Here is a 13947-nt window from a genome sequence, read left to right as displayed (position 1 = left end):
CAAAATAATTATAGTAGCACTCTTTAAAAAGATTTACTTGTACACCAACTTAAAACAGATACTTTCTCTTTATAATATTGCATGTAATCATCCTTATTACATTGCTATTGCAAGTGATGTTCTAGAAGTGATAGAAAAGCCATTCCGAATAGATTTTTATACCTTATTGATCTGTACACATGGTAAAATCACAATTGAAGTAGACAACCAAGAATATACTATTGCCAAAAACAACATTCTTATTGCTGCTCCTTCCACTACATTTTCTATTAAAAAAGTATCTAAAAACTTTAAACTAAACCTGTTACTTTTCGAGACTAATTTCTTACTAAAAAATGTTAGTGATCCATTTATTATTGAAAAAATCATGAGCTTTCAAAATGGTAACTATTCTTTAATTAATACAGATGCTTCAGCAATAAAAAACCTAATTAACTTATTTAAATACCTCAAAACTAAATCTGCAAAAAACAGCAAATTTACAGATGAAATTATTCGAACGATTATCTTCAACATCCTTTTAGAGATTGCTGAAATAACAGAGGTAAATCATTTAATAAAAACAGAAACAAATAATCCTATTCCAGGTTTATTTTTAAAATTTAAAGAGCTTATTACTAAGAATATTTTAGAACATAAATCTGTTGATTTTTATGCTAAAAAACTGAATATTTCTAATAAATATTTAATAGAAATTGTTAAAAAATCTAGCGGAAAAACACCACATGAAATTATAGATGAAATGCTATTAAAAGAAGCCTATACTTTATTAGGTAACACAAGTTTGAGTGTTTCTGAAATATCTTTTAAACTACAGTTTAATTCGGTATCTGCATTTGGCAGATTTTTTAAAAAACACACTTCTATTTCTCCTACTAGCTACAGATTAAAAGAACACTTGTTATAGTAAAATTTAAGGACACAAATACTGAGTTTAAGGATAGTGTTTAACCTATAGGTATCGTTAACTTTGTTAATAAACAAAAAAACGGAATAAAATGGCCTATAAAAATGTAACTGTAGCAGGAAGCGGAGTTTTAGGATACCAAATTGCTTTTCAAACTGCTTTTCACGGATTTAACGTAACGGTTTATGATATAAATGACGAAGTTCTTGAAAAAGCAAAGGCTAAATTTGCTGAATTGTCTGAAGCTTTTCAAACAGATTTAAATGCTACTCCAGAACAACTAGATAAAACCTTTAAAAATTTAAATTATACTTCAGACTTAAAGGCATCTGTTAAAGATGCAGATTTAATGATTGAGGCTGTTCCTGAAAACCCAACAATTAAAATTGATTTTTACAAAAAACTAGCTAAAGTAGCTCCAGAAAAAACCATTTTTGTAACAAACTCGTCTACGCTTTTACCAAGCCAGTTTGCTCATGCTACAGGAAGACCTTCTCAATTTTTAGCTTTGCATTTTGCAAATAATATTTGGAAACATAATACTGCAGAAATCATGGGACACCCAACAACAGATACCAAAGTATTTGATGATGTAGTAGCATTTGCTAAAGCTATAGGTATGCTAGCCTTACCTCTACACAAAGAACAGCCTGGCTATATATTAAACACCTTATTAGTGCCTTTATTACGTGCAGGTTTAGAGTTACTTATAAAAGGCGTTGCAGAACCTGAAACCATTGATAAAACATGGATGAAAGCTACAGGAGCACCAATTGGTCCTATTGCTATTTTAGATACAGTTGGTATAACAACAGCATATAATATTTATAAACTCTCTGCAGAAAAAACAAAGAATCCAGATGCTATAAAAACAATAAAATACTTAAAAGAAAATTTTATTGATAAAAATAAATTAGGCGTTTCTACTGGAGAAGGTTTTTATAAATATCCAAATCCTGCTTACAAAGATCCTGATTTCTTGAATTAAAAACATAATTTTCTTAGTGTGTATGTTAAGCGGTGAAAAAGCTCAAGTTACCTATTGCTTTTAGCCGCTTTTTTAATCAACAACTAATATTGCGCAACATAGCAACATTAATTTAAAAAAATTCTACTACTACTTATTGTTCTTTAAAAACACACTGTAATTAAATATATAAGTACACGATACTCTGTACCATGAAAAAACGCTTAAGCTATATATGGCCTCTAACCTGTAATACTTTTGATTCTGAAACCAATGGAAAATTAGAAATAATCTATTACAACGGCAAAAAAATGCTTAATACTAAAGATGCTAATTACTCGTATGGTTCGCTTCAAAAAATTCTTGAATATGCTCTTAATAAAATTGAATTAAAAGACCTGAAACATGTTTTATTATTAGGATTAGGAGGTGGAAGCGTTATTTATTCTTTACGCGAAAAGTTTGGATTTAAAGAACATATTCATGCTGTAGAAATTGACGATAAAATGATATCTATTGCCAAAAACGATTTTAATATTGCTTCTTCTCAAAATTTAACCATAAGCAAATATGATGCCTATAAATTTGTTCAAGAAAGCAAGAAAAAACAAGACTTAATAATCATTGATTTATTTATCAATAACAAGGTTCCTAGTCAATTTTACTCTTCTGTTTTTTGTGAAAACGTTGCCAAACTAATTAACAAGAATGGATATTTCATTTTTAATCTAGGCATAAAAGGAAAAATGTCTGAGCAAACAAATGAGGTCATTGGTTTTTTTGAAAAATCTCCTTATTTTGAAACTTCATTCCTTAAAAATATTGAAAAATCAAACAACGTTCTTATTGGTAAAAAAATTAGTGACCACTAAAAAGGAAGTTCAATTTATTAGACATCAAGTTTACAAATCTTTATTTTAGCCATTCTAAACAAAGAATATTATTATGAAAATAAAGATTGATAAGTTTGTTCTATCTATTTTAATAGTAATTGGCTTAGCCTATATTTTTCCGCAATGGGGAACTGCTGAAAGTAAAATTCCTATAGATACAATTAGCAGTATAGGTATTTCGTTGATATTCTTTTTTTACGGATTAAAATTGAGTCCTTCAAAACTAAAAGAAGGTATTAAAAACTGGAAACTACACCTTTTAATACAAACGTCTACCTTTTTAATATTTCCTTTGTTGGTTTTGGTGTTTCAACCCTTTATTCAAAATAAAGAACAAGAAATTATCTGGCTGGCATTTTTTTTCTTGGCAGCATTGCCTTCAACTGTTTCTTCATCTGTAGTAATGGTTTCTATTGCAAAAGGCAATATTCCTGCAGCAATATTTAATGCTAGTATTTCTGGTATTATTGGTATAGTTCTTACACCATTATGGATGGGTTTATTTGTTAAAAATCCGCAAGCCGATTTTAATTTTGTAGATATCTATATAAAACTTATTGTACAAATCATTTTGCCTGTTCTGTTTGGTGTTGTTTTACAGCGTTATTTTGGAGCACTTGCCCTAAAAAACAGCAAAAAATTAACCTTGTTTGATAAATCTATTATTCTATTAATCATTTATAAAAGTTTTGCTAATTCGTTTAATGACAACATATTTAGTTCGGTTTCTATTTTAGATCTACTACTACTCTTTGTTTCGGTTTTAATCTTATTTAGCATCCTGTTTTATCTTATAGGCTTTTTAGCAAAGAAGATGCAATTTAATATAGAAGACCAAATTACAGCACAGTTTTGTGGTACCAAAAAATCACTAGTTCACGGAACTGTTTTTTCTAAAATAATCTTCGGAAACATGGCAACTATAGGTATTATTCTCTTACCTATTATGCTATTTCATGCTACACAAATTTTAATTATTAGTATGGTGGCTTCTAAGTGGAGTCGTAGAAATCACACTACCTAATTTCATTAAAGCTTTAAGCAACAAAAAGATAGCTTCTAGAGAACATATTTTAACACATTTCTAATAAATAAGTAATTACTTACAGCATAGGTCAAATATGTATTTTAACAAAAATACATTCTTAAACTTTTGTACATTTGCGCCTTCATTTACCACACAAACGGTTTTCAACAATGTAAAAAATAGTATTTCTAAATAGGTACAATACTATAAGTCTGTTCCTGTTTAAAAAATGAAATCTAAGCTTAGAAAACTAGGTGGTAATATTTATAGCTCCAACAAAATAGCAATTATGATTACTTTTATAACCGCTTTAATTTTATTACTTATTGGATATCTTACATACGGAAAATTTGTAGATAAGACCTTCAAGTCTGACGCCAACAAAACAACTCCTGCGCATTCTTTATCAGATGGTGTTGATTTTGTTCCTATGAATAGCAATAGAAACGCTTTTATTCAAATATTAAATATTGCAGGTGTTGGACCAATATTTGGTCCAATTCTAGGTGCTTTATATGGTCCTTCGGCTTTTTTATGGATTGTCTTTGGGTCTATATTTGCTGGTGGAGTGCATGATTATCTTACTGGTATGATTTCTATTAGATATGGAGGTGCACACTTACCTGCTCTAGCGTCTAGATTTTTAGGAAAATCGTTTAGCCACGTAGTTAACTTCTTTACATTATTACTTTTAGTATTAGTAGGTACTGTTTTTGTTACTGCTCCTGCTAAAATGATTAATGAGCTAATTGGTAATGAAACCAATGTTTTAAAAATAATTATTTTCTGTATTTTTATATATTATATTATTGCTACTATTTTACCAATAGACAAAATAATAGGTAAAATTTATCCAATATTAGGATTTTTACTAATTGTTAGTGCTATAGGTATTTGTATTGGTATGTTTATGTACGGAAACCCGTTACCAGAATTAACCTTAGAAAATTTACATCCTAAAAACACACCTTACTATCCTGTTATCTTTTTAACTATTTCTTGTGGTGCTTTATCTGGTTTTCATGCAACACAATCTCCTATTATTTCACGTACTATTGATAATGAAAAAGATGGTAGAAAAGTTTTTTATGGTATGATGATTCTTGAAGCTGTTATTGCCATGATTTGGGCTGCTGCTGCCATGAGTTTATTAAGTACAGACGAACTAAGTTCGCTTTTAGCAAATGGAGGTCCTGCTGCTGTGGTTAATAAAATTGCTGTGGTACTATTAGGTACTGTTGGTGGTACTATTGCTGTACTAGGTGTTATTGTTTTACCTATTACTTCTGGTGACACTTCTTTTAGAGCAGCACGAATGATTATTGCAGATTACCTAAAAATAGATCAAAAGGCCTTAAAAAACAGATTTGGTGTTGCAATCCCTTTGTTTTTAATTTCTTTTATTCTTACTAATATGGATTTTCAGCTACTATGGAGGTATTTTTCTTGGTCTAATCAAGTAACAGCTTCTATAGCATTATGGATAGGTACTGTGTATTTATACCAAAACAAAAAGTATTATATGCTTGCTTTAGCTCCTGCATTCTTTATTACTTCGGTTATTTTTTCATACATTTTTTACGATCCAACTATTGGTTTTAACTTAGCTGTAGAAACCTCTAACTGGATAGGTTTAGCACTAACCTGCCTTGTAACCGTTTTATTTTTTATAATAATGAAAAAGAGAAAAGAACAAACAAACGCTTAATCTTTTTAAAAATTATTTTTTTTTAAGACCACAACTTCTAGATTAAAAAAAAGCAATTTATTTTGCTCCATTTCAATATACGTTTAGTCTAAAAACTCGTAAATTGCAAAAGGAAAGATATTACAACTCCAAACACTTATCTGGTAAATAAACCAGATACCAATTACGTATACAAAATTTTAAATGCTATAGTTAGTATACCATTTTAATTATTAAAATAAAACCTCATCTATCTATAGTATATGTTTTTAAATAATTAGTAAATGAAAAGATTGTCCTATACTACTATTAACTCTACAGCACCTTTACTTGGAGAAACTATAGGTGAAAACTTAAGAAAAACAGTTGAGAAATACCCAAACAATGACGCCTTAATTAGTGTACATCAAAACTATAGAGCTACCTATAAACAATTTTATCAAGAGGTTATTCATTTAGCAAAATCGCTTCTTGCAGATGGCGTACAATTTGGAGATCGTGTTGGTATTTGGTCTCCTAATAGATATGAGTGGACTTTAGTACAATACGCAACCGCAGAAATTGGTGCTATTTTAGTAAATTTAAATCCTGCGTATAGAGTACACGAACTAAAATTTGCCATTAATCAATCTGAAATATCGTATGTTATTTGTCCTGTAAAATACAAGACAAGTGCCTACAAAAAGATGCTAGAAGAAGTAGATGAAAATTGTATTTCTTTAAAAAAAGCAGTCTATCTAGATACAGCAGATTGGGAAAATTTATTAAAAAAAGGACATACTATTAGTGATGCACAACTAGAAGAAGCTATTGCTAAAACAGATTTTGACCAAGCCATCAATATACAATACACTTCTGGTACTACAGGTTTTCCTAAAGGAGTTACTTTAAGCCACCATAATGTATTAAACAACGGTTACTTTATTGCAAGACGTTTAGAGTATACAGATGCAGATAGAGTTTGTATTCCTGTACCATTTTACCACTGTTTTGGTATGGTAATAGGTAATTTAGCATGTACTTCGCATGGTGCATGTATGGTAATACCAAATGATAGTTTTAATGCAGAAAAAACCTTATCTGCTGTAGAAAAAGAAAAATGCACCTCACTTTATGGTGTACCAACTATGTTTATTGCAGAATTGTCTCTTGATAATTTTAAAGACTATAACTTATCTAGTTTACGAACAGGTGTTATGGCTGGCGCTACTTGTCCTGAAGAAATTATGAAACGTGTACAGTCTGAAATGAATATGAAAGATGTAACCGTTTGTTACGGAATGACAGAAACCTCTCCTGTATCCTTACAAACAAAAATTGGTGCTCCTTTAAAAAAACAAGTCGCTACTGTAGGAACAGTAATGGAGCATCTAGAGGTTAAAATTATAGATCCTGAAACCGGAAAAACACTTCCTATTGGTAAAGAAGGAGAGCTTTGTACTCGAGGCTATTCGGTAATGTTAGGCTATTGGAATAATCCAGAAACTACCCAACAAGTAATAGATGCTTCCAGGTGGATGCATTCTGGCGATTTAGCAGTTATGGATGCCGAAGGTTATGTAAGTATTTCAGGTAGAATTAAAGATTTAATTATTCGTGGAGGAGAAAATATTTCGCCTAAATCTATTGAAGAATTTCTATACACACATCCTAAAATACTTGATATACAAGTAATAGGTGTGCCAAGTGAAAAATATGGAGAAGAAATAATGGCTTGGATTAAATTACACCAAAATGTACAATGTACAGAAGCAGAACTATTAGCTTTTTGTAAAAATCAAATTGCGCATTATGCAGTTCCTAAATACTGGAAATTTGTAAATGATTTTCCTATGACTGTTTCCGGAAAAATACGAAAAGTAGAAATGAGAGAAATAGCTATTAAAGAAATAGTAACCATAAATAGTTAAGCTAGCAAAGGCAACCCAATAAAAAAAGAATGTTTAGACACCAAGGCAAAAGCAGAACTTTAAAGCACAACCTCAAAATTGCTACAATTTTGTCTTTTGTAGCTGGTATAGTTAATGTTACTGGCTATTTAGCCTTTAAACAATTAACCACAAATGTTACTGGCCACTTTGCTCTTTTTATTAGTGATGTTGCTAATTTTGACTTTTGGATAGGAACCATTTATTTTCTGTATATTTTTTCGTTTCTCTTTGGTTCTTTTGTTTCAGGTTTTTTAATTGAAAAATATAGAGAAAACAAAAAGCTTAATGTTTTTGTAGTACCTACAATTATTGAGTGCGTAATTTTAATTAGCATTGCAACCTTTAGTAATTTTATGGAAATAAAATATCCAGATGCAGTGGTTTGCCTATTGCTTTTTGCTATGGGACTTCAAAACTCATTTGTTACAAAAATTTCGAATGCTATAGTAAGAACCACACACCTTACAGGACTTTTTACAGATTTAGGAATAGAACTTTCTCAATTATTTTTTCCGCAATCTTTTCCGCAAAAAGAAAAACTAAAATCCACCATAAAGCTAAGAATATATATTATTTGTTTTTTCTTTCTTGGCGGATTAACAGGAGGTTTTCTTTATTCAAGAATAGGCCTAAAATTAAACACGCTTACTATTGGAGCCATTATTTTATTTATAAGTTTAATTTTTGACGATTTAAGATATGGTTTGATTAGAACCAAAAGAAAATACCGAAAAAAAACCACACACAAAACTCCTTAAATCATTGCTACAAAACACAAGCTTCTTACTACAATTTACAATAGCTTTGAGTGTCACTTGGTAGTTCTTTTTTGTAATAGGAATATAGCAAAACCAGAAAAATGCTTCGGTAACAGATTATCAAAATAACTTTATTTTCCTTAAAATTTTTAAAGATTAAAAATATAACTAGCCTTGTATAATTAATTATTAAAAATGGCTAAAAAACACAACAAGTATGATAAATACAGTTGTCATTACGCTATATTTAAAGCTAAATCTATCTTTAAATTAAAAGCATTTTATGAAAAAACTATTTTTATTAAGTATTCTATTTAGCGGTATTATTTTTACTAGTTGCACAAAAAAAACCAAAAAAAACATAGTAATAGAAGCCAAACAAGAAATTAAAAAAGAGGTGAAAAAAGAACTAAAATTTACCAATGAGCAATTTTATGATGCAGAAGGTAATTTTTTAAAAGAAAAAGCAAAAGATGCATTAATAGAAATGCTAGAATACCATAATTATCCTGTTTTTGAAGGATTAAGAGAAAAAATATGGCTTACCGATTATAACAAAGGGAATTATGCCGAATTAGGTTTAGCTTCTGTAATGTTTGTAAACAACAAAGAAGATAAATATATGCTAATGGATATCTTTTTATTACCAAACCAAATGCTAGGAGAACACATGCATTTTGCTGCAGAAGGCAATCCTGTAAAAATGGAAGGTTGGCTAGTAAGACATGGTAAAAGCTATATTGTTGGTGTTGGCGAAAACAATCGCAATCAATTTCCGCAAGTTGTAGTGCCAAAAAGCCATTGGGATGGTAAAGTAACTACCAATCATATTATAGAGGCAAACGAAGGAGACTTTGCTTCTTTAGCTAAAGCAGAATCGCCACATTGGCAAATGGCAGGACCTGAAGGTGTTGTTATTACTGAAGTAGGAAATGTACATACAAATTCTGGAGTACTAAGGTCTGATCCTGAAATGAATTAACCTTCCTGTAACTACATGCTATTTTTAAGACTTTTACTTTAAATAAAAGTTATAAAAAAAACAGATTGCTTTTGCAATCTGTTTTTTTTTATACATGGTCCTTAGTAAAGGCTAACAGTACTATAATGCAAAATTTACATATACAGAAACACGTTGCTTAGACTCTACATTATCACCAAATAAGCTTTGACTTACGGGTAAGGTATAACTAGCACCAAAAATAAATTTTTCAATGGCTAGTTCAGAACCTATAGATGCATTAAAAATGCTTCCGTCTGTATCTGCTAAAGTTTCACCATACTGTGTAATCTTATCATACACATCACCTGAAACACCAACAAATGGCATAATATTCATTTTTTCGGTTGAAAAAGATCGGTATAAATTGGTTGCATAACTAAACTGGTTACCAAATTGATAATCGTTTTTATTTTCGCCTTTTAAATAATAGCTAAACAGCGTATTTACTCCGTATTTGTCTCCACCATAATTATAACCTAGCGAAAAAATACCATCTACACTTCCTGTTCCTACTTGAAAACCAGGATTTATATTATCTGCAAGTCTTTCTTCAAACGTACCTGTTGGTAATTTAATACCTAAACCAAATTGTAAAGAATGTCCTGAAGCTTCTCTTTCTGCATTAAAATCTACTTTATCAGCATCGCGTTTTTTATAAAATGGTAGTTTGTACCAACCAATAACACTTGCATCTCCTAAGCCATTAATGTTTTCTTTCACGTTATTAAAATCTCTTGTTAAATCTTGATAAGGCAAATTTGCACTAACATAAAAAGACTTATTAATTGGTATTTGCGCCCATAATTGGTAGGTATTAAAAGACTCTTTACTTGTTGGTGAGTTTTCAAAAATTCCGTTTTTAGATTCAAAATTTTGATATATATAACGTACACCAATAAAATTAGCATTGCTTAAGGTACCAAAACCAAAGCTTCCGCTACTAGTTGAGCAACCACATAAATCACATAAAACCTTAAAAGGTTCGTGATTATTACATGGTTTTTCTATGCTATGTGCATGTATAAAACCTGTTTGTAATAACACGGTTACAAGTATTATAATTCTTGTTTTAATATTCTGAGAAACGTTCATCATTTAAATATTCGTTGTCTGTTAATGTTTTTAAGAAAGCTATTAAACTTTCTTTTTCGTAATCACTAAGCGTTATACCATAGCTAGCGTCTTCTCTTAAAAGTAAAGGATCCACGTTGCCATTATCTACTGCTCCAGCATCATAAAAATCTAAAACCACTTCAAGAGTAGCAAACCTACCATCATGCATATAAGGACCAGAAACCTCAACATTTCTTAAACTTGGTACTTTAAACTTGTATAAATCATTAGGATCTTCAAGAACCTCATAACGACCTGTATCATTTAATAAAGGATTTACTGGTAAGCCATTATTTCTAAAAGTATGATCGGTAAACAAATCTGTTGCATGGCATGTTGCACATTTTTCTTGAAAGGTATTTAATCCGTCTAGCTCTATAGTTGTTAAGGTAACATTGTCTTCTTGTCTCACATACTTATCGTATTTAGAGTTAGAAGAAACCATCATTACCATAAACTGTGATAGTGCTTTAAGCATATTTTCGGTACTTACTTCACCATCTTCAAAAGCTCTTGCAAATTTTTCTTGGTACTGTGAATCTGCACTTAATTTAGAAATAACATTACTTAAAGTTTCTCCCATTTCTACTTCTGCTGTAATGGGTAAAATAGGTTGTAAATCTAAATGCGAAGCTGCACCATTCCACATAAAAGAGGTTTGGTATGCTAAGTTTTGTATGGGTTGTGCATTTCTAAAACCTACTCCTCCATTTACACCATGACTTAAATTGTGTCCATGATGTGTAAATGCAAAAGCTTGTTCATGACAAAAAGCACAAGGAATAGCGTCATTTACAGATAGTTTTCCTTCATAAAACAAATCTTTACCTAGTTCAAAACCTGCTTCTGTAACAGGATTATTGTCTAAATTATAGACCATATCCGGAAAATTATCTGGCAACTCTACTTCTAACGGAATTGCTTCATACGCTACAGTATTAGATTCTTTAGTACACGAAAAAATGAGTAAGCATCCTATTAATAAAAGGCTATACTTTTTCATAAATAGTTATTTTATTAAAATTCAAGGAAAGCAATTTACTTTCCTTGAATTTATATTTATAATTATAATTAATCGTTGTGTACGTGGTGTACAGAGAACATTCCGCTAACGTTATCTGCAATAATTGGCGTTTCTACATTATCTGTATGTACTTGATCATAACCATCTGCAAAGTTTACAGTTGTTGTACCATCAAATACTTTAGCAATATCTGCTTTAATATGAACTTCTGGAGTTGTAGTTTCTCTAACTAAAACAGTATTAGGAAAAGGTAAAGTCACCTCACGATAGTTATCTAATGAAGTACCAACACTTCCCATATGAATGTTTACAGGCTCATCTGTTACTGTATCTGAAGAATATGTACCATCAAGTCTAACAAATCTATAACCAGTAGCCCAACTCCATAGCATACCTTCTTCTGAAGCTTCGTCTAAAAAAGCACCTTGACCTTCTGCTCCTAATAAAAAACGATCTTGGTCTATACCAATACCAAAGGTTACAGAAACATAATCTGCTGCATCTACATCATTTAATGTTACATAAATTTCACCTGCTGTATTACCATCTAATTCATTTATAATAAATGCATTTTCTTCTGTTGGGTACATAAAAACATTACCTTCACTATCTGTAAATCTTACATTACTTACAATGTATTTTAATGTTTCTAGTTTAAAAGATTCGTTATTAGATTTGTTATAAGAAGTACCAAAGATAAAATCTTGATCTCCTACACCATTATCAAATTTTAAAGTTAATTCTCCTGTTTGTCCTGATAAGTCTTCAGAACTGTTATCATCATTATCTGTAGAACATGATGCCACTGTTACGCTTAATAATAAAGCAAATGTATATTTTAATAATTTCATTGTTATAATTTTAAATTTTATGTATTGATGTTGCGTACCAAGCCTCTATTATTATTGTTACCATACAATACAAGTAACTAGCTACATTACAGATACACTGAAATGTGCTTAAATAATAATTAAAAGCAATTTTGGTACAGGCCAAAAAGCCTATATTCTAAAAAATAAAATTATACCATTGGAGGTTTAAAAGGACTATACGCGAAATTATAAGTATAGTTTTGATTGTGAAAAATAGATTTTTCGTTTCCTTCTATTAAGAAATCAGGACGAAATACTACGGAAGGATACTCATTAAAATAAACAAAAGAAAATGCTTCTATTAAACTAGAAATTGCATCGCTACTTTTGGTATCATTAGAAACAGATTGTAGTTGTTTTGCTAAATGACATTTACCATTACATTTTAGTTCTGGTTTATCGGTATTAATACAATAGGTTTCTACTATATAATCTACATTAAGCTCATAGTAAAGTACTTGACCTACATAATACATTGGCTTTAAGGCAAATGCTATAAATACTATATATAAAAATACTTTTTTCAGCTTAATTATTTTTTGCAAATATAGAGTATTGTAAAAAACAATTTAAATTAATTCATAAAAAAAAGCGACTTGAAAGTCGCTTTTTTTTATTCTTTTAAATAGATTAAACATTGATTTAACTGTGGGTTTTGCTGTACAAGCGACTGAATAAAGATTCTTAATTCTTCTAGCTCATAAGGTAGTAATCTTTGAACCGCTTTTTGTACTTCTTTACAAAACAACGCAGCATCAAAACTCACTTTATTGAGTACCGTTTTGGTGTACTCAAACATTGCTCTTGCCATAATATTAATATAGTATTAATTAAGTTTAGTTTTAAATAAAAAGTAGATTTGTTTTATAAGCTATGTTTTTTAGTTTGATTAAATATACTAAAAAAACCAATTGGTATTTCTATTTAAACAAAAAATTAACAAACAAAAGCCTTTACTAAAACCTATTATCACCATCTAGTAAATCGCCAATTCCTCCTAGAATACTGCCTTCTCCTTTGTTATTTCCTCCTGCTCTTGGTGCACTAGCCAATACTCTTCCTGCTAATCTGCTAAAAGGTAAAGATTGTACAAAAACAGTTCCTGGACCTTCTAGTTTAGCAAAGAAAAGACCTTCACCACCAAAAACCGTATTTTTTATTCCACCAACAAACTCAATATCATAATGTACCGTTTGATCAAAACCTACAATACAACCTGTATCTACACGTAGAGTTTCTCCTGCTTGTAATTCTTTTTTAGCCATAGTACCTCCTGCATGCACAAAAGCCATACCATCACCTTCTAGTTTTTGCATGATAAAACCTTCGCCACCAAACAAACCACGACCTAGTTTTTTACTAAACTCAATGCCAACACTCACTCCTTTTGCTGCACATAAAAAAGCATCTTTTTGGCAAATAAACTTTCCGCCAAACTCGGTTAAATCTATAGGAATAATTTTTCCTGGGTAAGGAGAAGCAAAACTCACTTTTCTTTTACCTACCAAATTATTATAAAAGGCAGTCATAAATAAACTTTCGCCTGTAAGTATACGCTTTCCTGCTCCTAATATTTTTCCTAAAAAACCAGTATCTTTTTGTGATCCATCCCCAAAAATGGTTTCCATACTTATACCATCATCCATCATCATAAAACTACCAGACTCTGCAACAACACCTTCTTGAGGGTCTAATTCAATTTCAACGTATTGCATTTCTTCGCCATATATTTTGTAATCTATCTCGTGTGCTGTCATTTTTTTAT

14 protein-coding genes are annotated in these 13947 nt (G+C 30.4%); 8 read left to right on the top strand and 6 right to left on the bottom strand.

Annotated elements, in window-relative coordinates; all coding sequences use genetic code 11:
• The first annotated feature begins 37 nt into the window (after positions 1–37).
• The 8 genes from ACFSSB_RS02735 (at position 38) to ACFSSB_RS02700 (ending at position 9152) form a co-directional block, all read left to right on the top strand.
• Complete coding sequence (locus ACFSSB_RS02735) at positions 38–907, top strand: helix-turn-helix domain-containing protein (protein ID WP_379900703.1); 870 nt, start codon at positions 38–40, stop codon at positions 905–907.
• Between the two features lie 91 nt (positions 908–998).
• Entirely contained in the window at positions 999–1895 is an 897-nt protein-coding gene (locus ACFSSB_RS02730; protein ID WP_379900701.1) for a 3-hydroxyacyl-CoA dehydrogenase, read from the top strand.
• A gap of 191 nt (positions 1896–2086) precedes the next feature.
• A complete protein-coding gene (locus tag ACFSSB_RS02725) occupies positions 2087–2746 on the top strand; it encodes a spermine/spermidine synthase domain-containing protein (protein ID WP_379900699.1) in 660 nt (219 codons plus the stop codon).
• A 73-nt stretch (positions 2747–2819) separates the two neighbouring features.
• On the top strand, positions 2820–3791 hold the full coding sequence (locus ACFSSB_RS02720) for a bile acid:sodium symporter family protein (RefSeq protein ID WP_379900697.1): 972 nt from the start codon (positions 2820–2822) through the stop codon (positions 3789–3791).
• A 232-nt stretch (positions 3792–4023) separates the two neighbouring features.
• Complete coding sequence (locus tag ACFSSB_RS02715) at positions 4024–5502, top strand: carbon starvation CstA family protein (protein ID WP_379900695.1); 1479 nt, start codon at positions 4024–4026, stop codon at positions 5500–5502.
• A 263-nt stretch (positions 5503–5765) separates the two neighbouring features.
• Complete coding sequence (locus ACFSSB_RS02710) at positions 5766–7391, top strand: AMP-binding protein (protein ID WP_379900693.1); 1626 nt, start codon at positions 5766–5768, stop codon at positions 7389–7391.
• 29 nt (positions 7392–7420) lie between these two features.
• Positions 7421–8170, top strand: coding sequence for a YoaK family protein (locus ACFSSB_RS02705; protein WP_379900691.1), 750 nt, complete (start codon positions 7421–7423; stop codon positions 8168–8170).
• Positions 8171–8453: 283 nt separating this feature from the next.
• Positions 8454–9152: a hypothetical protein gene (locus tag ACFSSB_RS02700; protein ID WP_379900689.1), complete on the top strand. Its 699-nt coding sequence runs from the start codon at positions 8454–8456 to the stop codon at positions 9150–9152.
• A gap of 120 nt (positions 9153–9272) precedes the next feature.
• Here the strand turns inward: ACFSSB_RS02700 and ACFSSB_RS02695 are convergent, their stop codons facing one another.
• The 6 genes from ACFSSB_RS02695 to ACFSSB_RS02670 form a co-directional block, all read right to left on the bottom strand.
• Positions 9273–10268 (bottom strand): hypothetical protein, encoded by a 996-nt coding sequence (locus tag ACFSSB_RS02695; protein ID WP_379900687.1) that lies wholly within the window; start codon positions 10266–10268, stop codon positions 9273–9275.
• The gene (locus tag ACFSSB_RS02690) at positions 10243–11289 is read right to left on the bottom strand and encodes a cytochrome-c peroxidase (RefSeq protein WP_379900685.1); all 1047 of its coding nucleotides are present in this window, start codon (positions 11287–11289) and stop codon (positions 10243–10245) included. The genes ACFSSB_RS02695 and ACFSSB_RS02690 overlap by 26 nt, the downstream gene beginning before the upstream one ends.
• Positions 11290–11357: 68 nt before the next feature.
• Positions 11358–12161 carry an MbnP family protein gene (locus ACFSSB_RS02685; RefSeq protein WP_379900683.1) on the bottom strand — a complete coding sequence of 268 codons (804 nt, stop codon included), beginning with the start codon at positions 12159–12161 and terminating at the stop codon, positions 11358–11360.
• Positions 12162–12331: 170 nt separating this feature from the next.
• Entirely contained in the window at positions 12332–12727 is a 396-nt protein-coding gene (locus ACFSSB_RS02680; protein ID WP_379900680.1) for a hypothetical protein, read from the bottom strand.
• A gap of 68 nt (positions 12728–12795) precedes the next feature.
• Complete coding sequence (locus ACFSSB_RS02675) at positions 12796–12993, bottom strand: hypothetical protein (protein WP_379900678.1); 198 nt, start codon at positions 12991–12993, stop codon at positions 12796–12798.
• 145 nt (positions 12994–13138) lie between these two features.
• Positions 13139–13939, bottom strand: a complete 801-nt coding sequence (locus ACFSSB_RS02670) for a TIGR00266 family protein (protein WP_379900676.1) — start codon at positions 13937–13939, stop codon at positions 13139–13141.
• Between the last annotated feature and the right edge of the window lie 8 nt (positions 13940–13947).

It is taken from the genome of Lacinutrix gracilariae (assembly GCF_042684485.1).
Lineage (GTDB): Bacteria > Bacteroidota > Bacteroidia > Flavobacteriales > Flavobacteriaceae > Oceanihabitans > Oceanihabitans gracilariae.
Note: the sequence above shows the minus strand (reverse complement) of the source record. Positions and strands in the feature narration are given on the sequence as shown.